The sequence below is a fragment of the Pseudomonas sp. F-14 TE3623 genome (assembly GCF_053629015.1).
Genome location: NZ_JBRJHM010000001.1, coordinates 2,720,375 through 2,741,496 on the forward strand (window position 1 = coordinate 2,720,375; position 21,122 = coordinate 2,741,496).

The following is a 21,122-nucleotide window of genomic DNA, read 5'->3' on the forward strand; positions in this document are numbered from 1 at the left end:
GCCATGGACACTCGCTATTACAGTAAAACCACGGGCTGCACCTACCTGGCCAGCGTACACGGCGCCAATATGCCGGCCGATGTGGTCCCTATCGATGAAGAGCGCTTTCTGTCGGTGATTGGCAACCCGGCCCCCGGAAAGATTCGCGGCCACGATGCGCAGGGTCTGCCGGTTCTGATCGATCCCTTGCCGCCAACGGCCGAGGCGCTTTCGGTGCAAGAGCGGTTATGGCGTGATGCAGAGATCGAGCGTGTTAAGTGGCTGCGTGAGCGGCACCGCGACCAACTCGACATTGGCGAGCAAACGACGCTGATGCCCGTGCAATTTAACGAACTTTTGGTATACATGCAGGCCCTGCGCGATTGGCCTCAGTCGCCAGATTTTTCCGACAGCCAGCACCGGCCAACGGCACCGGACTGGATCGCCGACCAAGCCCAATAAACGCCCCGCACTGACAGGGCGTTTTCTTTTCCGTTACGCGTAACACGAACATCCCTCACAGCCTCGCTTATGCGGGGCTTTCTCGTTTCTGGAGATTGCCTTATGAGTTTCTTTCACGGCGTTACGACCACGCTGCTCGACACCGGGGCGCGGACCATTTCGCTGCCGTCGTCGTCGATCATCGGTCTGTGCGGCACCTTCACCCCAGGCCTCCTCGGCGGCGGTACGGCCAAGGCCGGCGAGCTGAAGCTGATCACCTCTGAGCGCGAAGCCATCGCGGCGTTCGGCGCAGGCTCGGCCATCGCCAAAGCGGCGGCCGCGATCTACGTGCGTGCCAAGGCGGTGATCGTCGCTGTCGGCGTGCCCAAGCTCGAAGACGCCGCGCTGCAAACGTCCGCCATCATCGGTGGAGTTCTCGCCGATGGCCAGCGTACCGGCCTTCAGGCGCTGCTGGACGGCAAGAGCAAGCACAACGCCCAGCCCAAACTGTTGATCGCCCCGGGGCATTCGTCGACGCAGGCCGTGGCCACAGCCATGGATGCCCTGGCCGGCAAGTTGCGCGCGATCGCCATCATCGACGGGCCGAATACCACCGATGAGGCCGCCATGGCCTATGCCTTGAACTTCGGCAGCAAGCGCCTGTTTATGGTCGATCCGGGTGTGCAGTTCTGGGACACGGTCGAGAGCGCGACGGTCGATGCCCCAGGCTCGGCGTGGACGGCGGGTCTGTTTGCCTGGACCGATGCCGAGTACGGCTACTGGGCGTCGCCATCGAACAAGGAGTTTGTCGGCATCACCGGCACGAGCCGCCCGGTCGAGTACCTGGATGGCGACGCCACCTGCCGGGCCAACCTGCTCAATAACGCGAACATCACCACGATCATTCGCGACGGCGGTTTCCGTCTGTGGGGCAACCGCACGCTGTCCAGCGATCCGAAATGGGCGTTCATCACCCGCGTGAGGACTTGCGACATCCTCATGGATGCGGTGCAGGCCGGGCACAAGTGGGCGGTCGACCGCTCGATCACCAAGACCTATGTCAAGGACGTCACCGAAGGCCTTCAGGCGTTCATGCGCGACGAAAAGAACCGGGGGGCGGTGATCAATTTCGAAGTCTACGCGGACGACGAAATGAGCACGGCCAGCCAAATCATGCAGGGCAAAGTCTACTGGCGCATCCGTTTCACCGACGTGCCGCCGGCGGAAAACCCGAATTTCCTCTTCGAAGTCACCGATCAATGGGCGACCGAAGTTCTTGAAGCAGCCTAAGGGGGCCGTTCAATGATTCCTCAAGTTCTCTCCAACTGTAACGCGTTCGTCGACGGCGTCAGTTTCGCCGGCGACGTGCCGACCCTGTCGCTGCCCAAGCTGACCCAAAAGACCGACGACTACCAGGGCGGCGGCATGTTGTCGCCGGTCGAAATCGCCATGGGGCTGGAAAAGCTGGAAGCGGCGTTTACCACCAACGGCGTGCGCCGCGAGGCGCTGAAGTACTTCGGCCTGGCTGATCAGACCGCTTGCAATCTCGTGTTCCGCGGCGCCTTCAAGGGCCTGCGGGGCGTGGTCACGCCGGTCATTGTGACCATGCGCGGCGGCATCAAAGAGGTCGACATGGGCGACTGGAAACCGGCCGACAAGGCTGAAATCAAGCACGCGGTCAAACTGGTCTACTACAAGCTGGAGATCGACGGCCGGGTCATGTACGAGATCGACCCGCTCAACATGGTGATGGTGGTCGACGGCGTCGATCAAGCAGCCGCCGAACGCTCGGCTCTCGGCCTCTAAGGACAAAAGCACATGACCCAAGTAACCCAAGACCAAGAACTGCCGAGCTGGCTGAAGCTGAGCGATGAGGGCGTTACCGTAACGCTCAAATACAAAACCCTGATCAGCGGTGTCCTGACCGACAAACTGATGATGCGTGCGCCCAGCGTCATGGATTGGCGCGCCTCCAAGGTGGCGGGCAATGGCGATTATGAAAAACAGGAATTGTCGCTGTTTAGCAGCTTGCTGGGGCTCACCGAGGCGGAGTTGTTGAGCCTGAAATACAAGGACTATCAGCGCCTATCGGCGGGCTATTTTCGCCTGGTCGAAGAAGACGACGTTTAACGCGACCACCCTCAAAATGGCGGCCCAACGCTTGGCGAAAGAGACCGGTTTCTCTGTCGCCGAGATTACGGCCATGCCCTTTTCAGAGATGGTTTGGTGGCTCACGGATTGAGCCGCTGTTTGATCGACCCGACGTATAGGGCAAGTACATGGCGAACAAACACGCGCTCGGCCTGGTCATTGGCGGGGCGGTCAGCTCAACCGTGGGTTCCGCGTTCAAGGATGTCACCAGTCGCATCAAGCGCCTGGAGGCCGAAGGCAAAAAAGCCCGGGTGCTGGAAAAGACCATTGGCGACACCATGCGGTTGCGCGATGAATGGCGCAAGGCACACATGGCGGGCGAGAAGGGCGCCGGCGCGCTACTGAAACAGCTGGAAAGCAATCTCAGCAGCCTGAAGAAGCAAGGCGTTGAAGTCCGCAATCTGGCCAAGGCCTACAACACCATGGGTCAGATGGCGGCCAAGGCCGAGCTGAAAGCCAAAGGTCACCATCAGCTCGATGAGGGCAAGCAGCGCCTGAGAAACAGTGTTGGCCAAGCGGTCGCCGGCACGGCGGCGCTGGCGATCCCGGCGAAGATCAGCGCGGACTACGGCGCGATCATTCGTGACATTGCGATCAAGTCGAACATTGCCAATAAGCCCGAAGAGGCCGTCTTGTCCAAGACGGTGATCGACACGTCTCGCGACACCGGCATGGCGCGCAATCAGGTGGCCGAAGTGGTCAACGCGCTGGTGGGGGCTGGCATGGAGCTGGACAAGGCCCTGCAATATGCCCCGACGGCGGCCAAGTTCGCCGTGGGCCAGGGTTCTGATGGCGGCGAAACCGCGCGCATGATCAACGCCCTGGGGCAGAACGCCAAAATCACCGATCCGGCCATGATGCAAAAGGCGCTGGAGGCGATCGCCTACCAAGGGCAGGCGGGCAGCTTCGAGGCGGCCGACATGGCGCGCTGGTTCCCTGAATTGCTGGCGGGCATGGGCAAGCTGGGCATCACCGGTATGGATTCGGTCACGCAACTGGGCGCGATGCTTCAGGTGCAAATGAAGACCGCCGGCGGCTCGGACGAGGCGGCGAACAACCTCAAGAACTGGATGGAAAAGATCGGTTCGGGTGACACGGTCGAGGCCTACAAAAAGGCCGGGATCGATTATCAGGGCTCAATGAACACCGGCCTGCAGAATGGCAAGTCCACGCTGGAATCCAGCTTTGAGCTGGCGCAGAAGTACATCGCGGCAACCGATCCGAAGAAGGCCGCCGCCATGGCGGAAGCCACGGCCAAGATCAGCAAGGAGACCGATCCGGAAAAAGCCAAGGCCATGATTGCCTCCCTGGAGCAGGCCTTGCGCACCGGCGATTTGTTCGCCGACATGCAGGTCAAGGGCGCCTTGACCGCGTACATGCAGAACAAGGATCTGTATGCAAAGTTGAAAAGCGAGTCGGCCAGCGCCACGGGGATTCTGGACAAGAACCTTGAGGAACGCCGGCAGTCGTCCGCACAGAAACAGGCAGAAATGGTCCAGGGCATCGACGACGCCATGCGTGGTATCGGTGATGCCTTTCGACCGGTGACTGACGCGGTAGTCGACGGGGTGACCTCTGTCACGCAAGGCCTCGCAAAGCTGTCCGATGAGTCGCCCCGGCTGGTGACGGGCATCGGTGCGGCCGTCGCGGCCGTGATTGGCCTTCAGACCGCCATGAGCAGCTTCAAGATTGCTAAGGGCCTGATGAACATCGGGCGCGGCTCGCTGATGGGCAATCCCAACATCCCGCAAAAGGTGATCGTCACCAACATGCCGGCCGGTGGTGCCGGCGGGCTGGATGGCGGCGACCTCGATGCTGGTGGCGAAGGCAAGAAAGGCAAAAAAGGCCGGGTGGGCGGCAAGGGCGGCGTGCGTGGTGGAGGTGGTATCGGTGCTGTGGTCAAAGGGGCGGCGGTGTTCGCGGTCGCTGAGGCCGGTTACAAGACCTATGACACCTATCAGAACGCCGAGACACAGGACGAGAAGGCCGAGGGCTACGGCGCGGCGGCGGGTGGGTTGGCGGGCACGCTGACCGGTGCCGCCGCTGGTGCGGCGATCGGTACGGCGGTGTTGCCGGTGATCGGCACATTTGTCGGCGGGTTGATTGGAGGGTATCTCGGCAGCCAGGGCGGTGACGCGCTGGGTGGTGCGATCGGCAAGTCGATGTTTGGCACGCCCGATGAGCTGAAGCGGATGCCGGCCGCCGGGCCGCTGATGATGAGCAATGCCGGCAAGGACATCCCGCCGGTGATAGGTGGCATTGCCAAGTCGTTCGCCGCGCCAGTGGCCGGGTCGCTGGTGATGGCCCGTGGCGACGCTCCGGTGATGCCGGCTGCCGAAACGCAGCCCGGTGATGCCGCGCGCTCCATGATGTTGCCGCCGGCCAGCGCCGATATCGGGGCGGGGCCGCTGGCCAAGGTCCTGGCGCCGGCCGTGAAGCCGGAGCCCGCCAAGATCGAATCCAAGGTGGATATTCAGGCGCCGTTTTCGCTGGTGGTTAACGGTGATGTGAAAGACGGGGCGGCGGTGTATGCGCAAATCAAACCGTTCCTCGATCAGCATTACCGCGATGTCGCCAAGCAACTGGAAGGCCGCAAGCTCTACGACGAACCGCACGTTTAATCAGGAGGGCTCATGGAAGCATTGGGGCAATTACAGTCGGGGCTGAAGTATCTGGCCTCCGCCGGGGAAACCGGCCGGCGCAGCCTGGACGGCATGCTGGGGCCGGTGAATGGCGCGATCGGGGAAATCACCGGCGCGACGTCCGAGCTGGAGGGGCTGCCCTTTGTCGGGCCGGCGATCGGGGCCAAGTTACAGCGCGTCATGCGCGGGGTGAGTGCGGCTCAGGCCAAGGTCGGGCAGGTGGTGGCCACGTACAACACGGCCACCCGGGCGCTGTCGCAGATCGACGAGCGCATGGGGGTGCTGAAGGAGCAGGCGGGCAAGGCAGCGACGGCGATCAACAAGATCGCCGGCAAGGCCAGTCCGGCGCTGGCCAACATCGTGCCCAGCAGGGCCTTTGCCACGGATTCGACGCCGGCGCCGGAGGCGGTGAAGCCGTTCCCGCACTTGCTGATCATCCAGCCCAAAGACCCCAAGGCGCAGCCGTATTTCTTCAACCTCGACACGGCGGCCTTTGACGAGCTGCGACGCTCGACCGAATTCCGCTGGGCCTCACAGGAGCGCCTGTCACGCCGGCCGGCGCAGCAGGCCGTGGGCATGGGGGATGAGAAGATCACGCTCAAGGGCGCGATTTTTCCGGGGTTCAAGGGCGGCCTCAAGCAGCTCGACACGTTACGCGCGATCGGCGCCAGGCTTGAACCGTTGAGCCTGGTGACGGGCTATGGCGACGTGCTGGGGAACTGGTGCCTCAAGAGCATTGAAGAAGAACAGAGCGCGCTGATGCAGGGTGGCATCCCGCGCAAACAAGGGTTCACGCTGGAGTTTGTACGCTATGGCGACGACATGCAGAACGTCTGACGGGGATCTGTTGGACACCATCTGTCACAACTACTACGGCCATCTGGTCGGCAGTGTCGAGGCGGTGCTGGATGCCAATCAGGGTTTGGCTGACGAGCCTCAACCCTATCGCGCCGGAGTAGTCATCACGCTGCCGGATCTGCTGGCTCCTGCTACAGAGCAGGTAACGCTATGGGATTGATGGTCTACACTCGTGTCGTTTATCGCTTCAAGCTCCTTACTTTCTTGCCCGCCTTGTGCGGGTATTTTTTTGGAAAAAATTCATGACGCCCATCTTTCGCATCGTGGCCGATGGTACCGATATCACGAGCCTGATCAACGATCGGCTGTTGCAGCTCAGCACCACGGACAAGCCCGGCATGGAGTCGGACGAGTTCGAACTGCGCATCGATGACCGCGACGGGCTGGTGACGCTGCCCCGCAAGGGCATTGGTATCGAGATCTACCTGGGCTATGCCGAGACGACCCTGGCGCGCTTGGGGCGTTATGTGGTGGACGAGGTCACGGTATCCGGTCCGCCGGATGTGATCGTGATCAAAGGCAAGGCCAGCGACATGCGCGGCAGCGGCAAGACCATCCGCAGCGGTAGCTGGGAGAACGTGCCGCTGTCCAAGATCGTCAGCGATGTCGCCACGCGAAACGGCTGGCAGCCGGTGTGCCCGGTCACGACGAAGGTCGCCCGGGCAGACCAGCTCAGCGAATCCGACTTCAACTTCATCACGCGCCTGGCCAAGCAATACGACTGTACCGCCAAGGTGGGCGACGGGAAGCTGTTGGTGATGCCCCGCCAAGGCGGGCAGACGGCCAGCGGCAAGGCGTTCGGGGCGGTCACCCTGACCCGCAGTGACGTCAGTCGCTGGCAATTTCGCTTTGGCGATCGCAGCGCGCACAAGGCGGTGGCCACCAAGCACCAGGACAAGAAGACCGGCAAGCTTTCGGTCGTCTCCCTGGACAATGACGACGTGCCGGACGGCCTGCCGGCGGTGCATACCGATCGGCACATTCACCCGAACAAGACCGCCGCGGAATCGGCGGCCAAGGCGCGTTTGGCGGCGTTCAACCGCTCGAGCGCGGATGTTCGCTTTGAAATGGTCGGGCGCACGGATCTGTTTGCCGAGCGGTCCATCAATGCCCAGGGTTTCAAGGTCGGGCTCGATGGCGAATACCTGATTGATTCGGTCGAGCAGGTCTACACCCAAGCCGGTTGGTCGACCACCGTCGAGTGCAACGGCGGCAAGAACGGCAAGGCCAAGGCCAAAGGCAGGAAAAAGAAGAAAGAGGCGAAGCCGGTCAAAGTCGTGTCCCTGAAGTAACGCGAAAACGAATCCATAGCCGCCGAGTGCGGTTTTTTTATGCCTGGAGTTTGTATGTCCTTAACCGAGAAACAGCTGCAACTCATCATGCCGAACGCCCGCCGCCAAGCGGGCGTTTTTGTATCCGCCCTAAACACCGCCATGGCCCACCGGCAAATCAATACGCCGAAGCGACAGGCCGCCTTCCTGGCCCAGGTCGGGCACGAGTCCGGTCAACTGCAGTACGTCCGCGAACTGGGCGGCGATCAGTACCTGGGCAAGTACGACACCGGCAGTCTGGCCGTGAAGCTTGGCAATACACCAGAGCCGGACGGTGATGGCCAGCGCTATCGCGGTCGTGGCCTGATCCAGGTGACCGGCCGCAACAACTACCTGCGCTGCAGCTTGGCCTTGTTCGGCGACGAGCGATTGCTGCGCACCCCGGAGTTGCTCGAGCTGCCGCAATGGGCGGCCGAGTCGGCCGCGTGGTTCTGGTGGGGGCGCGAGCTAAACGCCCTGGCGGATCGGGATGAGTTTGAGGCGATCACCCGCAAGATTAACGGTGGCCTCAATGGCCTAGCGGATCGGCTGCAATTGTGGGAACGGGCGAGGGCAGTGCTATGCGTGTCATCGACGTGATCCCGACGCCGTATCGGCTGCTGGCCATCGTCGTGCTGCTGGCCGCCTTGGCCGGTGGATCTGCCGCGTTAGCGTGGCAGGTTCAGGACTGGCGCTACGGCCGGCAGCTGGAGCAACAAGCCCGCCTGCAGGCGGAACACCTCAACCAACTGACGCTGACCGCTGCTGCGCAGCAACAAGCCGAACAGGACAAACGTCTGGCCCTGGAGCAGCGGCTTTCAGCCAGTGAACAAACCCACTACCGAGCTCTGAGCGATGCCCAACGTGATCAAGGTCGCCTGCGCGACCGCCTTGCCACTGCTGATCTGCGCCTGTCAGTCCTACTCGACGCCACCGAGTCAGCCAGTGACAGCACAGTGTCAGCCACCACCTCAACCGGCAGCGTGGTTCATGGCGCCACAAGAGCCCAACTTGACCCGGCGCATGCTCAACGAATTATCGGCATCACCGATGCCGGCGACCAAAGACTGATCGCCCTGGCGGCCTGTCAGGCCTATGCCAAAGAAGTCTCAACACCGAAGTAAAAAAGAGCGACCGGAGTGGATGCGTCAACATCCAATCCGGCCGCCGTCCCTGCAGATTGTCCCTGCAAGTCCAGCCAGGCTCTTACTCCGTGCACGAAGCGCGGCGAGCCTAGCACCTGTTTATCCATACAGTAAAGGTCTTGCTCTCTATGTCTACACCCATCATCCCTTGGATGGGCGGCAAACGCCGCCTGGCCGACCGCCTCATTCCGCTCTTCCCGCCCCATGAATGCTACGTCGAAGTCTTTGCCGGTGGTGCCGCACTCTACTTCATGCGGCCCCAGGCCGCGCCGGTTGAAGTCCTCAACGACATCAACGGCGACCTGGTCACGCTGTACCGCGTCGTGCAGAACCATCTGGAAGAATTCGTGCGCCAGTTCAAATGGGCGCTCAGCTCGCGCCAGGTGTTCGAGTGGCAGAAAATGACCCGCCCCGAAACCCTCACCGACATCCAGCGCGCCGCCCGATTCTTCTACCTGCAGCACCATGCCTTCGCCGGTAAGGTCACCGGGCAGACGTTCGGTACCGCCACCACCGGCCCTGCCATCAACCTGTTGCGGATCGAGGAAAACCTCTCGGCCGCCTGGCAGCGTCTGTCTGGCACTTATGTCGAACACCTACCTTGGCTCGAATGCGCCGAACGCTACGACCGTGCTCATACCTTCCATTACATGGACCCGCCTTATTGGCAGACCGCCGGTTATGGCGTTGACTTCTCGTTTGAAAACTACGAGCGGATGGCCGACTTCATGCGTCGCTGCAAAGGCAAGGTGATGGTCAGCATCAATGATCATCCGGATATTCGACGAGTGTTCGGAGGCTTTCACTTCGAGACTTTGGACATCCGCTATAGCAACACCAATCAGCGGCAAGGGAAGGCTGAGGTGAGCGGTGAGTTGGTGATCATGAATTGGGAGCCAGCGGCATTAGGTGGGCTGTTCTAATCCATTCGTTTTGTTCTGCTACAGTGAAGGCGCGAAAAGGAAAACTCCGAGCACTTTTAGAATCGCACAAGGAAAAATGGACATGACTTTTGCAACTGTCGCTTCAAACGATTTTCTGGCTGTTTTGAAAAAGCAGCGCGCACTGGCCCACAAAAGCATCGCGAATCCGTCTGGAGGTACCATCGGTCTTTCGGCGGGTGAGCAATTGGGATCGCTTCCAATCTCTAACAGTGATGCGCTTGATGATGCTCTGCAGCAAATAAAGGCCGTGGCCAATATAGGTGCCACCGCCACCGCTGACCAAGCTCAAAATGAGATTACGACCATTACAAATACGTACATGAATAGTGCGAGAGATGCCAATGCCAGCGCGGCCTTCAAGCAGCAAATGGAGCAAAGCAAGGCACACGCCACAAATAACGCAAATAGGGCGATTGATAAGGCCTATGATAAAGCCGAAGACCTTGCCCGTAACATGAGCCCATCAGAGCAGAATGCGCTTGTTAGTTTTATGACAAATGTTGTTGAGAAGGGGATTTCGGGCGTTATTAATGAAATCACTGATTTCATAGTTAATGCAATCAGAACATTGCCAAGTTGGATTGTTCACGCATTTGATGCGATCAAGCAAACTTTTGCGAAAATTGCAGCATTTATCAAAAGTATATTCTGATTGGCGGCGGGCCACCCTATCGACAGATAGGGTGGTCAAATTAATCATCGGTGACTGGAGCTGTTGTTTGGTTTGTAGTTGGTTGAAAAATAGTGTGCTTTCACGGCGCACGCTACGCCGAAACAAACCAAGGCAAAGGATGAGATCAGCGGCGAGCTGGTGATCATGGCGCGTTGGATGAGCTGATTTAGGTCCCAACGCTGCTATTAGTTTAGAGCAGGCACTCAGATCAGCGGATCGCTGGGATTGATCAGGCCGCTTTGCTGATTGCGGAGATTACCGATAGCGCGGTCGACCTTGAACCACTCGAAAGCCTCGGGCGGTTCCCACTGTAATAGCATTATTTGCTCAGCGCGCTTTTCCGATGTGGCCGGATTCAGCCATTCCCGCGCCAATTCGGGATTGAGCGCCACCGGCTGCCAGTCGTGTATATCCACCACGCCGCCCTTGCTGTCGGCGCTGATGAACACGAAGCCGTCGTGCTCGTCCGGTGCATGCTCGGCGTGGGGGTATTGACCTATCGCGGCGCAGAGGATTGGTGCGCGATCCTTCCGGCGGATCAGGTAGGGCTGCTTCTTTGGCCCGCCTTCATCAATCCATTCAAACCAGTTGTCGATCGCGGTGATCGCCCGGTGCGGCCATATCGCCCTGAAGAATGGATCGTGGGCAACTCTGTCTACCCGGGCATTGATCAACGCGGAATGATCCATTGCCCAGCGCGGCCGCCATCCCCAGCGCACCCTATCGGCTCGCAAAAACTGACCTTCCTGGTGAAAGAGGGCGAGCTGAGCGGGCGGCGCGGCGTTGTAGAGCTCGAAAGGCTGGTCGCCTGCATAGTTAATCAATGTGTTTGGAATGCTGAGCGCCGCGACAAAGTCATGAATGCCGCGGTACTGAGAAAGACGTCCGCACATGGTTGGAGCCCTCCGATTGTGTTTTCAGCGTAGATCAGAACCTGTGGGCTTGATGACGAAACCTTGTCCGGAGCAGGCGGGGCAATCTTCTCTTCGGTCAAAGCGGTCGACACAAGTCGGGCAAGTACTGAATCTGGCCAGATCAATAAACGGCCGCATCTTTTCGTAGGCGTTCAGGTCGCGACCTTCCCCCGCGACTTGCGCCGCGTCGACCAGGGCACGATAAATATCGGGGTCTTCAATTGGCTTGTGGATGACTCCGAGAATCATCCGACCCATTTCGATGAGATCGAACTGTCGACCATCGAGCAGGGTCAGCGTAAGGCCTTCAATGCGTGCCGTGACGCCTGATGGGTTGAAAACAAGATTTGCTCCGGTGCCGTCTCGATAGACCTTGCCATCGTAGGTGGTACGAGCGATGTCCTGGTTGTTTCTTCTCGCGTTAAAAATGGTTTGTCCGATTTTCCCGAGTATCAGGGAGCCGTCGCAGGCCACGACGTCATAGAACGATGCACCGCAATAGCGGACAGGATGGCTCTGCAGTTCTTCCACGGCATGCCAGTACGCGGCGTTGGCCATTTCATTCATATCGAATTGTTCGAACGTATCGATCAGCCCTTCGGCCACCAGAGCGTCGGTCATGGAGTGAAGGTGCTGTCGGTGCGCCTCGGGGTTTTGCAATCGAAAATCGTGATCGTCGAGGGTCGAGCGCCACTGCTGAAGCCTCAGCGCTTTAGCCTGTTCAAAATTCATCAGACGGGTTCGCTGTACAGATGCTGGTTGTATGTACAGTAGTCGAGGCGCAAGCATTCTGGCGAGGGTTAGTCGACGAGCTGCAGAGTTTGGGGAGGAGGGGGCGGGCTGAGATGAGGGTGAGAAAAGCAGTATTCGCTGGATCAAGCTTTCCCTGCACTTTTGTTCAGGTCAACGCTCAAAATAGCTATGCGCAGCACGTCCAGCGGTAGCGGGAGGCGCATATGCCGTATGAGGTGAACATCGACCAATACTGCCTGCAATGCGAAGTGACCTCGTTGCTGGATGAGCCACCCAATCCGGAGGTCACCACCAGTGACTGGGATGCCTATGGCTATCGTGAACTGGAGTTTCGCGTGGTGTCGGGCCAGGTATATGACGAAAACGGCGTGGCCACCGACGCCGGGCGCAATGCTTGCGCGGCTCTCGCCGAACAGTATTCTGAGCTCATTGAAGAAGCCTTATGGCGGCAAATCGAGACCGAGCGGCAGGATATCGTCTAGCCGCTCGATGCATTGCAAACTGCTTATTTCTTATTTTTTTTCCCGTTGTCGGGCAATCCAGTTTTTTCCGGCTCCACCGCAACCACATTCGCAAGTGGTCGAGTGGTACCACGACTTATAATAGTCCTCCAAGGAACGATCAGTTTCTTTGGAGGGTGCAGCGCCACTTCCCTCAATGTCGCGGTCTTTCTCTCTAGGCCGATGGGATCCTGGTGAGGCCATTTCGCGTACTCCATTACGTGGGATGAACCATAGATTGTAGGACAATTTTTGGCGCATGGTAGGATCCCATTCGCTCCCATGCAACATCGGTAATACCTAGCGCTGCCACTCGCGGACGCAACTGATTTGCTTCTGCTTCATTGAACTCAATATTGATGCCTTTCCGGATTTCAAAGCGATTTAAAATCTGGAGCAACACAGTGACCTCATCTACTTTCGTCGTAGAGAGGATGACTATATACATCTGTAGCGGCCGGTCCCATCTCTTGAAGGTGATTATTAACAGCCCGTTCACGTTCATCCTTGTGCTCCTTTGACTCACTGTCTGATATTCCCATGGCATTCCAGTTGGGCATTCTCATGCATCGGGCCGACCTATATGAATTCCCACATGACGTCGGTTATACCTAACGCTGCTACCTCTGGACGCAGTTTCTCTGCCCCGGCTACGGCCAAATCGATGCCGACGCTTTTCCTATAGTGTCTAAGAATATTGAACAGCGCAGCGTACTCATCTGCTCTCGCAGACAACGGCACGGCGATAAACATCTCCAGCGGATAACCGAGCTCCTTGTAGCTAATTTTTAGCATCCCGTTCTCGCTCATCGCGATGCCCCTTTGGCTCATCGTCTGATATTGAAATCATAGCAGCCCGACCCAAAAACACCCGATGGCAAAAAAAGCATGACGAAAAGCACTTATCCCTCCCGCCGACAGGCCTTGCTTCCGTTTTTTTGTCCAAAGGATCGTGATGGTGCAATCGGCGGGCGGACCCAGGCATGCCAGGGGCTCTGTGGGATGAGTGGCAAATTTACAGTGTGCAAGACTTTGCAAAGAAATGAAGAAGGGTTACAGAACGCTCAAAGGCGCGGGGGGCTGCGGACATTCTGGAAACCCCGGTCTATAAGACCGGCGACTGAAAATCGGAGGCGGCTTTTCGAATCCTGACAAGCTCTAGCCAGACGCATATTGGCTGGTAATTCAATTTCCACCGAAGCTGCAAATGGCTAGGGTGGTAGTCCTTTCAGGCCATTGGCGTCATTTCACATCCTGTCACGGGAAGGTGCCTCCCACATACGGCACCACGATCCACCAAACAACCGCAATCCATACCATGCCCAGCGCCAACAGCATGCCAATGAAGTATTTTTCAGTCATGGCGATGCCCGCAATGGGTAACGGGATTAATAAGTATAGATCCACCGTTTATGAATGGGAGTACCCGGTTGAAGCAAGGTGGCGACCGTAGCCACCAGCTCATCCAAAGACCAAGGCTTACGCAGATAGATCCCTGAAGGGGGCACCGCATGGGACCCCTCGTCATAGCCAGATGTCAGAATCGCGGCTATGGAAGGCCATTGGCTTTTCACCTTTTCGATGAATTCAGTCCCTTGCAATTGTCTAGGTAACCCTTGATCTGCAATCACGAGCGGGCATTCTCCTTGCATCTCTGATAGGTGTGTAAATGCATCGTCGGCGTTTTCGAAACCCAAGAGAGGAAGGCCGATGTCAGACAAAACTTCCATCATAAATGCACGTATTGTTGGGTCGCCTTCCACAACGATGACTACGCCTGAGACGGGCAACAGTCGTTTCCAATGTCGATTCACTCGTCGGTTCCTCGGAGGCGGCAGTCTGATTGCAGCAAGAGTTGGAACCTTCAGTGTAGGCACCTTTTTTTGGTGCTATTGGGGATTTTGGGAGCGCGTCGAAACCGGCCCTTTCTTGCTCCCATCGCGATGGAGAAATAGTGCTTCCAGCCTGCGAAGGACATGGCATTGATTAGTGCGATCGGGAAAACAGGTCGGAGATCGGGACTGCGGCAAAAAGAGTGCGCCACGTTCTAGATAACAGATTGGATTGATGAATTTGGTTGCGGCGAGACATTCACTGATACACCCAGTTCGTGGAGTCCTAATTTTATTAGGGATTTATCGGAAAAAGTCTGCACAAAAACTTTGGTTACTCCACTGAAGGAGTCGGTAGCTGTTACGCTTAATTGAAAGCTTAAATTTCCAGTCGCTAATAGCTCGTCCAGGTTGAGGTGGGTTGAGACTCTTCCTGTGTATCCGGCTTTTTTATCGTGCTTATTATATTTATCCAAGCTAGAAATGTTGCTATTATATATATCTGTTCCGCTCAGGATATGTGCAGAACTATTCCCACTCCCACTCTCGCTCTCGTTGTTTTTAATTAGAATAAACTCGACGCTGATGTTTTTTACGGCTCGTCGCGAAGAGCAATTTATAATCTTAAAGTCGTAGCGCGCCACACCTTGATGGACTGATTTGGCTATGTATCTCGATATTCTTAATTCCGGTTTAATTTGGCTTAGGGACAGAATTATCAGAATGAAGAAAATGCCGCCGCCTACCATGCCTGCCAATAAAGATATTCCGATGTGGAGCACGAAGTTAGACATAATCGGCTAACCAATGTCCCGTTTCTTCAGCCGAGCCAAGCCTTGTTTGATATAGCCGGCATTCTCTCTCATCGTCTCCAGGGCTCCACGGACATTTCCACCCACTTCCGGTGCCCCTTGCTCCTCAACGAGTAGAGTCAATTCCATAATGGCCGCCTCCAAGGCCTCCTGATTTTCGTACAGCCTTTCCAGTAGTTCCGACAGTGAATAATCGCTTGGCATAGTGTCGATTCCTCTCGAGAAAACCCAAGCATAGTACCGGCAGTGCCCATGTGAGGTAGTAATTGCAGCTTGCTTAGAAATTGCTACGTGTCAACACCGGTTGAAAACTGACCCACCCTACCGAAGTAAAACTGACCCACCCCGGCGGTATTTAAAGTCTGTTTATAGCTTCGGCGAAGCCGTCTCTCGCGGTACCACCTGGCCAGATTTCAACTTGTCCTTCAACCGGTAACTTTGCCCGCTGACCTGAACGATATGCGCATGATGCAGAAGCCGATCCAATAGCGCGGCGGTCAGTGTCGAGTCATCCGCAAAGGTCGTTGCCCACTGGCTAAACGGCAAATTGCTGGTCAGCACGATGCTGCCATGTTCGTAGCGTTTGGCGATGACGTTGAAGAACAGATTCGCTTCGTCACGGCCAAAAGGCAGGTAGCCTATTTCATCGATCACCAGCAATTTCGAGCGCTGCACCACTCGACTGAAATACTGAGCCAAACGCCCCTGGTGATGTGCGGCGACCAGTTGCAATGTCAGATCGGCGGCGGTGATGAACTTTGTCGAGATGCCCGCCATGATCGCCCGGTGCGCTAGCGCGCTGGCCAAGTGCGTTTTGCCAACGCCGGACGGCCCCAGCAGCACCACGTTTTCCTTACGCTCGATAAAGGCCAGTCCGGCCAGTTCAAGGATCTGACTTTGCGGCGCTCCGCTGGCGAATTTGAAGTCGTATTGCTCAACGGTTTTTACAGCCGGCAGCCCGGACAAGTGCAGCAGTGTCTGTCGCCGCCGTTCGTTTCTGGCGCGATCTTCACCCAACAGAAGTTGTTCCAGGAAGTCGGCGTAACTCGTTTCTTTTTCGGCTGCTCGCTGCGCCAGAGCGGGCCAGTCCGTGGCGAAGGTATCGAGTTTGAACTGTTGGCAGAGCGCTTCAATGCGCAGGTGTTGAAGGCTCATGCTCGCACCTCAAGCAGGGCTTGGTAGACCGACAGTGGATGTTGCAGGCTCTCCACCGGTATGGGCTGAATGGCTTGTATCAGAACGCTCGGAACGCCTTGAAGCGCTGGCAGCGGCAGCAAATAGTGCACCTCTTTATCCAGGCGATACTGAGGGATTTCACCGGTCGTAGCGTGAGTTCGGGCATTGGCGATATCGATCAGCCAAGGGCCGATTTTGCTGTTCGCGACTTCGACATCCAGCACCAAACCAACCTGATTAAGTGTCGCTGCCAGCGGCACGACGAAACTGTTTTTCAGGTAGTGGTTGAAGCGCTCAACCTTGCCCTTGGTTTGCGCTCGATAGGGCCGGCAAACCTTTAGCCTAAAGCCATAGCGTTCTGCCAAGCTCAACAGAGCCGGGTTCCAACGGTGCTCGCCGGGGCCATAGACATCGCGCTCTTGGATGATGGTCTTGGCGTTGTCGAACAACACTTTGCGTGGCGTGCCGCCGAAGAAATGCAGGGCTTTTTCAATGCCAGCGCACCAGGCTGCGGAGTCTTCCCGTCGCGAGAAAACAACGTAAGTGGCGCGACTCCAACCCAGCGTTGCGACAAATGCCAACAGCGGATCGCGGCCACGTCGAATGATCGTGAAATCCGCCTGCATCTGTTCGCCAGGCTCTGTTTCAAAGCGCACAACGGGCTCGTTGGCCTTGGATTTCAAGGTCAGCAGAAAGCTGGTGAGGATGGAGTAACCGCCCGTATAGCCCTGTTCTCGGATCTCTCTGAGCAGAACAATCGCAGGGATCCAGTGTGGCCGAGCGGTATCTACGCGTTGACGCAGGAAGGCCTCGAAAGGCGCAAGCTTGCCCACGCGCTCCGCGCGCGGACCGTAGACGACGGGTTGGCGCTGGGCTTGTAATTTGAGGTGGCGTCGAATGGTATTGCGTGAGCAGCCCATCTGCCGAGCGATAGCTCGAATAGACAAACCCTGACGAACAAGAACACTGATTTCCACGTGTTGCTCCTTGGACAGCATGGGCAGCTCGCAAAAGCTGCATTTTGCCCAAGTGGGTCAGTTTTCAACCGGTAGGGTGGGTCAGTTTTGCATCGGTACTGACAGCTACGGCGCGAAGAAGTCGCATCGGATTGGCCGGGCTGGCTGGGGCGTTGGAGGACTGCTAGACCCAATCCATCATTGGGATTGCCTTGCCACCGCAAGCCCCAAGCTCGATCACGGTCAGCTCTGCTAAGTGGGAATGTTTCTAGGGCAAAATTAGGGCAGATTCAGGGCCGCCACAGGCCGTAGTAGGCCTCAGACGGAGTATGAAAACGTCGCTTTTAATGTCTGGAGCGGTCCTCAGCAACACGTGAAGGGGTTCGAATCCCTATCCATGTAATTGGGTTTCCTAATGACTGCATCCGACCGATTCTGTTGAAAAAGTCTGCTTCGGTTTCCACGGCAAAAAGTACGCGCCTGAGATTGAATTCTGTGTTTTGGGCAGAAGGTTCAGGACTCGGATTTCACGTAGCAGCGTGCAAAAGAGGTGTTTTCACCCATCATTATTCGAGCGGTTTGGGCAAACCGACTTTTTCAACAGAATCGACCCATAGCTGCCGGTGGCGAAAGGCAGAAAAGGTCATTAGGGGGCAGACCACATTTAGAAAATGTGGTCTGTCCCTGAAATCACCTGGCTCCTTCATCGAGCATCTGCGTTGAAATCCAGCACCCGCGTGGCACCGTCAAAGTGACGAGATCTCGTGCCCAATGGATCAGCAACGGTTCTCAGCCTTGGGGGCCGGTAGCCAGAGGCCAACCGATGCGCGCTGCACGGAGGAGGCTAGCCTTAACAACCAAGCGGTGAAACGGGGCAATAACGAATATGTAGGCCCTGCCTAGACGGTTGTGGCACTGGACCACGGTTGAAAAAACGAGTTGGCGACTGCCTTCTGGATCTGCCTCTCCAAAACACAGGATCGATATCCGGAAGTCGAGGTGCTTGTCGTCCTCTCCCAACACGATTTCAGTCTGGTTCGAGCTGTAGATCTTGAAGATTTGAATCCGATTCGCAAGTGTTGCCAAATGTTTGGCTGTCTTGATACCAAAACAGGCAACGATAGTGTCTCGGACTTTCATGAGCCATCCGATCCAGGATGGCTGGTGGGAAAGGATGAATCGAGCAAGCAAATCTGGATTGCGAGAGGTGCCCGCCGGGAGCCGAATCGCAAAAGCGTCCGCCAGGTTCATCGACTTGTAAAGGTGGGTGATGCCGGACCTCGGGGGTACTGGCACGGACATAATGAGCTCAAAGTCTCGGGGCATCGGGGATCTCTCCTGAGTTCCAACTACCAATTAGATGACATGCCATGTCGCGTTTCTTGTTTCGATGGTTTGTCGTATAACGTTCCTTGTCGGATACTGAGCCCGATCAAGGCATCATAGAACTCTTGCTGCCCAGCTGGCAAAACAGGGAGCAACGTCGCACGGCGCTTGCCGACATCGAACCAGGATTCAACCAGCCATCCCACCAGATAGAGCGCCGAAAGGCATCCACCAGCAGTTGCAACGTTCCCCTGGCATACAAGAGGCTGGTCCACGGGTTCAAGTCCCAGAGCTTGCAAGCTCGATCGTGCATCCGGGTGTGTAGTTGCTTGGCCGCTGAGCAGCCCAAGCCGTTCGAGAATGAAAGCTCCGGCGCATATCGAGCCGATTCGCTGGCGTCTGGAGTCAAGTTCAAACGACGGCAGGAAATCTGGGGCGGCAAGTGCAGCGGGTATCCCTTCCTTGCCGCTGACAAACAATACCGCGTCGGCACTATTGGCCTCGGAAAGCGGACCGTGCACCGAAACTGGCAGGCCGTGCGCCGATCGCACGATAGCGCTAGAACCCAATATCCGGACGTGCCAGTCCTCAATGTTGCGGCCCAAAATGTCCCACATCAGGAATAGGTCGATATCAGTGAATTGGTCGAAAGCAACCAGAACGATGTTCTTCAAGGCGAGCTCCATGAAAAGTGCTAGCGTGCAAAACGCAACGGCTATCTTTGCTGGTGTTCGCAGCGTATCAATCGGTTGCGCACCATACACAGTCTGTATGGCGCGAAATATGGAGCGAAATAACGGGTGGGAAAATTAACTCGCAACCATTGGATCGCGGCTGGTTTTGAGGCCCTCGACCAAATAGGACATAGTGGTGTTTCGGCCGAGAGTCTATCGCGCAGATTGAATGTGACCCGCGGATCGTTCTATCACCATTTCCGTAATCGCGAAGACTTTGTCCGCACCTTGCTGGCCGCTTGGGAAGAAGACTACACGGAGCGCATGCTCGCTTATGCGGCGCAGGGTCGTAGTGCGGGCGAAATCTTGAAACGCTACTTGAGTATTGCCGCTGAAAAACAACCTGGGCGGGAAGTTTCCATCCGCGCCTGGTCGCTGCACGATCCGTTGGTAGGCGAGTTTCAGCAGCGTGTTGACATAAGACGACTAGACTTCGCGATACGGACGTGCCGGCGCTTGGTCCCTTTGCCAGGCGAAGCAGAAGTGATTGGTCGGGTGGCCCATCTGTGCCTGATTGGTGGTCAACAGGCAGGGCTGCGACATGATGCCGCTCGCTTCAACAGTTTTCTGGGTCGAGCCTTTTCACTTTTCGAAGGGGCTCTTCCACCGTGGCGGGCCTAAGTCACGAGCTAAATTGGGTAACGGAATAAATAGAGTTCGCGTGCCGCTAAATTCTCGGCAGCACTCAATTCCTTCACCGAATGGCTGCTTGAACGCCATTCCCTTCAAGGCAAGCCGCCTGGCTAACGCGATCTAGCAATCTCCAGCTCTAGTGCACGCCATTGGTCTCATAGGGCTAACGTCCATGCCACTGGCCTACGGCACTAACTTGAGTACGGCCTTCACCGCGCGCATACCCTGCACAAGGCGTATTCCTCGTACGCTTACCGATGTTCGTTGGGCAATACCAGATGTGTATCACTTGCCCATCCAAAAATCAGGACCTGCCGAGCGACCGCTTCTGGCCGATTGTTGCCTGTCAAAGGGATTTAGTTTCCCATCATTAGAGTTCCCTGGAGGGAACGTGAACTAGGGGATGCGGGACTGATGAGTGTGGGGCAAAAATGGGGCAAACCGTACGCCAATCCATGCCATTCAATGCCAATCATGCGTTTGTGCATGCGGGGGGTGATATGCGCCGAGCCCCAATAAACACATGGGGTTGTGGCTTAACGACCGAAATACTCCAGCACAATCGGCGTATGTCAGTGGTAGGTTATGCCTGGCTTACTTTTGGACCCAAAGCTGACGTTGGCGACAGGCAGAAATCGGCCAATAGCAGCCGCTCCTGGCCAGAGACAGCAGTTTGAAGGAGTCTATAAATCTTGGTCGCTGCGACCGTGCGCGGCGATGAACATGGCGACGGCCGACCGGCAGTAGGATTCGATTTCGTCCTCTGCTCTCGCCTGATCGAAGCGGGCGATCATCAGCAGATCGGACCCTTTGAAGAGCGCGGCAAACAAGCGGGCGGCTTGGAGGGGATCGGGCACGTTGAGAAGCGCCTTCGCGTGAAGTTGGCGCAACAGGGCCTCGATGTAGGCGATGACATGGGCAGCGCCGGCTTCGTAGTGGCGCTTGCTCAGGGCGTTTTGACTCTTTTTATCGGCCGTGACCATGGCTTCAATACTGCTGACGTCTGGTCTCAACAGCGTGCGCAGCAGTGATGTTCCCACCGCCATAAGTTGGTCTTCGACCGAACCTTCAGCACCTTCAAGCAGGGCCGGTGGTGCAAACGACTGCTGGCAGCCGGCCGCGATGGCTGCGCTGAACAGCGCCTCCTTGTTCTCGAAGCGCCTATAGATGCTGAGCTTGGATATCTTCGCCCGCTGGGCGACCTTGTCCAACGTCGTCGCTTGAAAACCCAATTCCACAAAAAGTTGGCTCGCGGCGTCGAGTATCGTTTGGGCAAGCGCCTCGTTGGTGGGCCGGCCGCGCCGACCCTGTATGGTTTCGGTCATGATATTGGTACTTTACAG

Annotated in this window: 26 protein-coding genes; 14 read left to right on the forward strand and 12 right to left on the reverse strand. The window is 57.2% G+C overall.

All coding sequences use genetic code 11. The annotated features are described in order from the left end of the window. Positions 1–3 precede the first annotated feature (3 nt). From AB7M29_RS12495 to AB7M29_RS12550, 12 genes are all read left to right on the forward strand, one after another. Positions 4–441, forward strand: a complete 438-nt coding sequence (locus tag AB7M29_RS12495) for a phage tail protein (protein WP_454246944.1) — start codon at positions 4–6, stop codon at positions 439–441. A gap of 102 nt (positions 442–543) precedes the next feature. Beyond that, a complete protein-coding gene (locus AB7M29_RS12500; protein WP_454246945.1) occupies positions 544–1,710 on the forward strand; it encodes a phage tail sheath subtilisin-like domain-containing protein in 1,167 nt (388 codons plus the stop codon). A gap of 12 nt (positions 1,711–1,722) precedes the next feature. Next, on the forward strand, positions 1,723–2,226 hold the full coding sequence (locus tag AB7M29_RS12505; protein ID WP_201059377.1) for a phage major tail tube protein: 504 nt from the start codon (positions 1,723–1,725) through the stop codon (positions 2,224–2,226). A gap of 12 nt (positions 2,227–2,238) precedes the next feature. After that, entirely contained in the window at positions 2,239–2,550 is a 312-nt protein-coding gene (locus tag AB7M29_RS12510) for a phage tail assembly protein (RefSeq protein WP_123720930.1), read from the forward strand. Positions 2,551–2,699: 149 nt separating this feature from the next. Continuing rightward, positions 2,700–5,192, forward strand: coding sequence for a phage tail tape measure protein (locus tag AB7M29_RS12515; protein WP_454246946.1), 2,493 nt, complete (start codon positions 2,700–2,702; stop codon positions 5,190–5,192). A 12-nt stretch (positions 5,193–5,204) separates the two neighbouring features. Then, positions 5,205–6,050, forward strand: coding sequence for a phage tail protein (locus AB7M29_RS12520; RefSeq protein ID WP_454246947.1), 846 nt, complete (start codon positions 5,205–5,207; stop codon positions 6,048–6,050). Then, positions 6,025–6,231 carry a tail protein X gene (locus AB7M29_RS12525; protein WP_123720933.1) on the forward strand — a complete coding sequence of 69 codons (207 nt, stop codon included), beginning with the start codon at positions 6,025–6,027 and terminating at the stop codon, positions 6,229–6,231. The genes AB7M29_RS12520 and AB7M29_RS12525 overlap by 26 nt, the downstream gene beginning before the upstream one ends. 82 nt (positions 6,232–6,313) lie before the next feature. Continuing rightward, positions 6,314–7,363 carry a phage late control D family protein gene (locus AB7M29_RS12530; protein ID WP_454246948.1) on the forward strand — a complete coding sequence of 350 codons (1,050 nt, stop codon included), beginning with the start codon at positions 6,314–6,316 and terminating at the stop codon, positions 7,361–7,363. Positions 7,364–7,417: 54 nt separating this feature from the next. After that, positions 7,418–7,981, forward strand: a complete 564-nt coding sequence (locus tag AB7M29_RS12535) for a glycoside hydrolase family 19 protein (RefSeq protein WP_454246949.1) — start codon at positions 7,418–7,420, stop codon at positions 7,979–7,981. Continuing rightward, positions 7,963–8,505: a lysis protein gene (locus AB7M29_RS12540; RefSeq protein WP_454246950.1), complete on the forward strand. Its 543-nt coding sequence runs from the start codon at positions 7,963–7,965 to the stop codon at positions 8,503–8,505. Before AB7M29_RS12535 ends, AB7M29_RS12540 begins: the two co-directional genes overlap by 19 nt. A 149-nt stretch (positions 8,506–8,654) precedes the next feature. Further along, entirely contained in the window at positions 8,655–9,449 is a 795-nt protein-coding gene (locus AB7M29_RS12545) for a DNA adenine methylase (protein ID WP_454246951.1), read from the forward strand. An 82-nt stretch (positions 9,450–9,531) separates the two neighbouring features. Next, positions 9,532–10,122 (forward strand): hypothetical protein, encoded by a 591-nt coding sequence (locus AB7M29_RS12550; RefSeq protein ID WP_454246952.1) that lies wholly within the window; start codon positions 9,532–9,534, stop codon positions 10,120–10,122. A 224-nt stretch (positions 10,123–10,346) separates the two neighbouring features. Here AB7M29_RS12550 and AB7M29_RS12555 read toward each other — a convergent pair whose 3' ends face one another. Both AB7M29_RS12555 and AB7M29_RS12560 read right to left on the reverse strand, forming a co-directional pair. Continuing rightward, on the reverse strand, positions 10,347–11,036 hold the full coding sequence (locus AB7M29_RS12555) for an SOS response-associated peptidase family protein (protein WP_454246953.1): 690 nt from the start codon (positions 11,034–11,036) through the stop codon (positions 10,347–10,349). Between the two features lie 24 nt (positions 11,037–11,060). Further along, entirely contained in the window at positions 11,061–11,789 is a 729-nt protein-coding gene (locus AB7M29_RS12560; protein ID WP_454246954.1) for a hypothetical protein, read from the reverse strand. Between the two features lie 224 nt (positions 11,790–12,013). On the opposite strand from AB7M29_RS12560, the gene AB7M29_RS12565 reads away from it, so the two are divergent. Continuing rightward, positions 12,014–12,292, forward strand: a complete 279-nt coding sequence (locus AB7M29_RS12565) for a hypothetical protein (protein WP_454246955.1) — start codon at positions 12,014–12,016, stop codon at positions 12,290–12,292. A gap of 235 nt (positions 12,293–12,527) precedes the next feature. On the opposite strand, the gene AB7M29_RS12570 is transcribed toward AB7M29_RS12565, so the two are convergent. The 9 genes from AB7M29_RS12570 to AB7M29_RS12610 form a co-directional block, all read right to left on the reverse strand. Further along, positions 12,528–12,815 (reverse strand): hypothetical protein, encoded by a 288-nt coding sequence (locus AB7M29_RS12570; protein ID WP_454246956.1) that lies wholly within the window; start codon positions 12,813–12,815, stop codon positions 12,528–12,530. A gap of 74 nt (positions 12,816–12,889) precedes the next feature. After that, positions 12,890–13,120, reverse strand: a complete 231-nt coding sequence (locus tag AB7M29_RS12575; protein WP_429542830.1) for a hypothetical protein — start codon at positions 13,118–13,120, stop codon at positions 12,890–12,892. A gap of 578 nt (positions 13,121–13,698) precedes the next feature. Further along, the gene (locus tag AB7M29_RS12580; RefSeq protein WP_454246957.1) at positions 13,699–14,124 is read right to left on the reverse strand and encodes a response regulator; all 426 of its coding nucleotides are present in this window, start codon (positions 14,122–14,124) and stop codon (positions 13,699–13,701) included. 233 nt (positions 14,125–14,357) lie between these two features. Further along, a complete protein-coding gene (locus tag AB7M29_RS12585) occupies positions 14,358–14,936 on the reverse strand; it encodes a hypothetical protein (RefSeq protein WP_454246958.1) in 579 nt (192 codons plus the stop codon). A gap of 6 nt (positions 14,937–14,942) precedes the next feature. Continuing rightward, positions 14,943–15,158, reverse strand: a complete 216-nt coding sequence (locus tag AB7M29_RS12590; RefSeq protein WP_454246959.1) for a hypothetical protein — start codon at positions 15,156–15,158, stop codon at positions 14,943–14,945. 162 nt (positions 15,159–15,320) lie between these two features. Continuing rightward, on the reverse strand, positions 15,321–16,109 hold the full coding sequence (istB, locus tag AB7M29_RS12595; RefSeq protein ID WP_123359355.1) for an IS21-like element helper ATPase IstB: 789 nt from the start codon (positions 16,107–16,109) through the stop codon (positions 15,321–15,323). Next, positions 16,106–17,128: an IS21 family transposase gene (istA, locus tag AB7M29_RS12600; protein ID WP_454246960.1), complete on the reverse strand. Its 1,023-nt coding sequence runs from the start codon at positions 17,126–17,128 to the stop codon at positions 16,106–16,108. Before istA ends, istB begins: the two co-directional genes overlap by 4 nt. A 747-nt stretch (positions 17,129–17,875) precedes the next feature. Continuing rightward, positions 17,876–18,412: a DUF2867 domain-containing protein gene (locus tag AB7M29_RS12605; RefSeq protein WP_454246961.1), complete on the reverse strand. Its 537-nt coding sequence runs from the start codon at positions 18,410–18,412 to the stop codon at positions 17,876–17,878. Positions 18,413–18,435: 23 nt separating this feature from the next. Further along, entirely contained in the window at positions 18,436–19,086 is a 651-nt protein-coding gene (locus AB7M29_RS12610; protein WP_454246962.1) for a DJ-1/PfpI family protein, read from the reverse strand. Positions 19,087–19,212: 126 nt separating this feature from the next. Between AB7M29_RS12610 and AB7M29_RS12615 the strand changes: the two genes are divergently transcribed. Beyond that, on the forward strand, positions 19,213–19,767 hold the full coding sequence (locus AB7M29_RS12615; protein WP_454246963.1) for a TetR/AcrR family transcriptional regulator: 555 nt from the start codon (positions 19,213–19,215) through the stop codon (positions 19,765–19,767). A 695-nt stretch (positions 19,768–20,462) separates the two neighbouring features. Here the strand turns inward: AB7M29_RS12615 and AB7M29_RS12620 are convergent. Then, positions 20,463–21,104, reverse strand: a complete 642-nt coding sequence (locus AB7M29_RS12620; protein WP_454246964.1) for a TetR/AcrR family transcriptional regulator — start codon at positions 21,102–21,104, stop codon at positions 20,463–20,465. Positions 21,105–21,122 lie beyond the last annotated feature (18 nt).

Bases quoted from the DNA above. Each gene is read 5' to 3' on its own strand.
- AB7M29_RS12495 (WP_454246944.1), top strand. From the start codon at position 4: ATGGACACTCGCTATTACAGTAAAACCACGGGCTGCACCTACCTGGCC.
- AB7M29_RS12500 (WP_454246945.1), top strand. From the start codon at position 544: ATGAGTTTCTTTCACGGCGTTACGACCACGCTGCTCGACACCGGGGCG.
- AB7M29_RS12505 (WP_201059377.1), top strand. From the start codon at position 1,723: ATGATTCCTCAAGTTCTCTCCAACTGTAACGCGTTCGTCGACGGCGTC.
- AB7M29_RS12510 (WP_123720930.1), top strand. From the start codon at position 2,239: ATGACCCAAGTAACCCAAGACCAAGAACTGCCGAGCTGGCTGAAGCTG.
- AB7M29_RS12515 (WP_454246946.1), top strand. From the start codon at position 2,700: ATGGCGAACAAACACGCGCTCGGCCTGGTCATTGGCGGGGCGGTCAGC.
- AB7M29_RS12520 (WP_454246947.1), top strand. From the start codon at position 5,205: ATGGAAGCATTGGGGCAATTACAGTCGGGGCTGAAGTATCTGGCCTCC.
- AB7M29_RS12525 (WP_123720933.1), top strand. From the start codon at position 6,025: ATGGCGACGACATGCAGAACGTCTGACGGGGATCTGTTGGACACCATC.
- AB7M29_RS12530 (WP_454246948.1), top strand. From the start codon at position 6,314: ATGACGCCCATCTTTCGCATCGTGGCCGATGGTACCGATATCACGAGC.
- AB7M29_RS12535 (WP_454246949.1), top strand. From the start codon at position 7,418: ATGTCCTTAACCGAGAAACAGCTGCAACTCATCATGCCGAACGCCCGC.
- AB7M29_RS12540 (WP_454246950.1), top strand. From the start codon at position 7,963: ATGCGTGTCATCGACGTGATCCCGACGCCGTATCGGCTGCTGGCCATC.
- AB7M29_RS12545 (WP_454246951.1), top strand. From the start codon at position 8,655: ATGTCTACACCCATCATCCCTTGGATGGGCGGCAAACGCCGCCTGGCC.
- AB7M29_RS12550 (WP_454246952.1), top strand. From the start codon at position 9,532: ATGACTTTTGCAACTGTCGCTTCAAACGATTTTCTGGCTGTTTTGAAA.
- AB7M29_RS12555 (WP_454246953.1), bottom strand. From the start codon at position 11,036: ATGTGCGGACGTCTTTCTCAGTACCGCGGCATTCATGACTTTGTCGCG.
- AB7M29_RS12560 (WP_454246954.1), bottom strand. From the start codon at position 11,789: ATGAATTTTGAACAGGCTAAAGCGCTGAGGCTTCAGCAGTGGCGCTCG.
- AB7M29_RS12565 (WP_454246955.1), top strand. From the start codon at position 12,014: ATGCCGTATGAGGTGAACATCGACCAATACTGCCTGCAATGCGAAGTG.
- AB7M29_RS12570 (WP_454246956.1), bottom strand. From the start codon at position 12,815: ATGAACGTGAACGGGCTGTTAATAATCACCTTCAAGAGATGGGACCGG.
- AB7M29_RS12575 (WP_429542830.1), bottom strand. From the start codon at position 13,120: ATGAGCGAGAACGGGATGCTAAAAATTAGCTACAAGGAGCTCGGTTAT.
- AB7M29_RS12585 (WP_454246958.1), bottom strand. From the start codon at position 14,936: ATGTCTAACTTCGTGCTCCACATCGGAATATCTTTATTGGCAGGCATG.
- AB7M29_RS12590 (WP_454246959.1), bottom strand. From the start codon at position 15,158: ATGCCAAGCGATTATTCACTGTCGGAACTACTGGAAAGGCTGTACGAA.
- istB (WP_123359355.1), bottom strand. From the start codon at position 16,109: ATGAGCCTTCAACACCTGCGCATTGAAGCGCTCTGCCAACAGTTCAAA.
- istA (WP_454246960.1), bottom strand. From the start codon at position 17,128: ATGCTGTCCAAGGAGCAACACGTGGAAATCAGTGTTCTTGTTCGTCAG.
- AB7M29_RS12605 (WP_454246961.1), bottom strand. From the start codon at position 18,412: ATGCCCCGAGACTTTGAGCTCATTATGTCCGTGCCAGTACCCCCGAGG.
- AB7M29_RS12620 (WP_454246964.1), bottom strand. From the start codon at position 21,104: ATGACCGAAACCATACAGGGTCGGCGCGGCCGGCCCACCAACGAGGCG.